This window comes from Armatimonas sp. (genome assembly GCF_043760365.1).
In the GTDB taxonomy this organism is placed as follows: Bacteria; Armatimonadota; Armatimonadia; order Armatimonadales; family Armatimonadaceae; genus Armatimonas.
Genome location: NZ_JAYUPA010000393.1, coordinates 1 through 1,793 on the forward strand (window position 1 = coordinate 1; position 1,793 = coordinate 1,793).

General features: G+C 59.4%; 1 protein-coding gene and 1 pseudogene. Both read left to right on the forward strand.

The annotated features are described in order from the left end of the window. Window positions 1-119 precede the first annotated feature (119 nt). Window positions 120-1,346, forward strand: a complete 1,227-nt coding sequence (locus tag ACH2EH_RS09370; protein WP_395141053.1) for a CHAT domain-containing protein — start codon at window positions 120-122, stop codon at window positions 1,344-1,346. 19 nt (window positions 1,347-1,365) lie between these two features. Beyond that, window positions 1,366-1,793: pseudogene (locus ACH2EH_RS09375) on the forward strand (arginyltransferase); the annotation flags it as partial.

Below are 1,793 nucleotides of genomic sequence, written 5' to 3' on the forward strand. Positions count from 1 at the left end.
CTGCGCTCGCTCCCCCACCGTGAGGGCAGTGGGGGCTCCTGCAAGAACAAACCGCCTTTCTCAACCAGCAGCTCATCGCGGAGGGGGTCAGGAACGAGCCAGGGAGTAAGAAACGCTTTGTGGAGCTTGGTGAGCAGCTCAAAAAGCTTGAAGTGGCGCAAGCGATTCGGGAAGATCAGCTCACGCTACGCCACCCGACTCTGGCCCGTCTGCGCCCTCGTCCGCCACGTGCCAGCAAGGCTCTGGCTGCCCCGCTACCCGCCAATACTGCCCTGATCGAGTACTCCCTCACCGAGAAGCCGCTGGCCTTTGTCGTGACAAAAAAGGGCCTCTCCGTACACGCGCTCCCCCTAAATCTGCCGAATCTCACCCGCCAGATAGCCGCTCTTCAGAGCGCATGCCAAAGCGAGAGTAAAGAGACAAAAAGTGCCGTACGCTCGCTTGTGCAGAGCCTGATCGCCCCGCTCGCAAAACCGCTCTCTGGCAAGACACGTCTGATAATCTGCCCCGACGGCGCTCTCTGGGACCTTCCTTTTGCGCTACTCTGTCCGAAACAGACGGTCTCTCTAGCACACTCTGCGTCTTTCTGGCGAGGGGATCGCACGATTGCTTCGCCAAAGATCTTGGTCTATGCTAACCCGGAGCTGGGGCCGCAAGCACGCTTTACTCTCTGCCCGATCATCACGCCCGATCGCCCGATTAAGATCCCGGATCGCCCGATCAAGACACCCGACCGCGACTTAGTTTCTGCGCTGGAGGACGCGGTAACACGTGCAGGCGCACTCTCCGCACTTCCCGGTGCCGAGAGCGAGGCGAGGGCGATTGCCAAGCACTTTCCAGGAGCCGTAGTCCGTCGAGGAAATGCCGCGCAGGAAACAAGCTTTATCAAAGAAGCGGGTCAGTTCTCACTGCTCCATCTTGCCAGCCACGCCTTTCTCAACAACGCCGCCCCGATGCTCTCGTCTTTAGTGCTCTCGGCCCCTGCTCTGGAAAGCACCGACGATGGCTTCCTTACCGCGCGAGAGGTTCTCTCCCTGACACTGAACGCGGAGCTTGTGGTGCTCTCCGCGTGCAATACGGGCCAAGGCGAAAAGCAGCTTGGCGAGGGCGTGATCGGGCTGAGCTGGGCGTTTCTAGCGGCAGGAGCACAGCAGCTTGTGGTGACCCAGTGGTCGGTAAACGACGAGGCAACGGCACGCTTTATGGACTTTTTCTACACCGCACTCAAAGAAAAAAAGAGCCCCGCCGATGCGCTGCACCAAGCGCACCGAGCCCTTCAACAAAGCGGAAAATGGCGACATCCACACTACTGGGCGGGATTTTCCCTGATCGGAACCACGACTTAGGGTACAATGCATACGCCCCGTGCGAATACTTCAGACTATTGTCAATGGCCCCGAGCCTTGCCCCTACCTCGCCGATCAGAGCTGGACCATGAAGTACCAGCATATTGGTGAGATGGTCTCGGGCGAGTACGAACGGCGCTTGCGCCTAGGCTGGTTTAAGTTCGGAGCGTTTTTACAGCGCCCTGTCTGCGAAACCTGCCGTGAGTGCCTCTCGATGCGCGTGCCCATGAACGAGTGGCAGCCCAATCGGATCCAGCGGCGCACGCTGGCAAAGAACGCGGATCTACGGGTTCAGGTAAGCACCCCCCCTCTCTGTGACCCCGAGCGCCTGCTGCTCTACAATCGCTATCGGATTGCCCAGACACAGGAAAAAGGCTGGACTCCCACTCTCATGGACACCACTGCTTACCAGCGGGAGTTTCTGGTGGGGCCCACAGACATGACCGA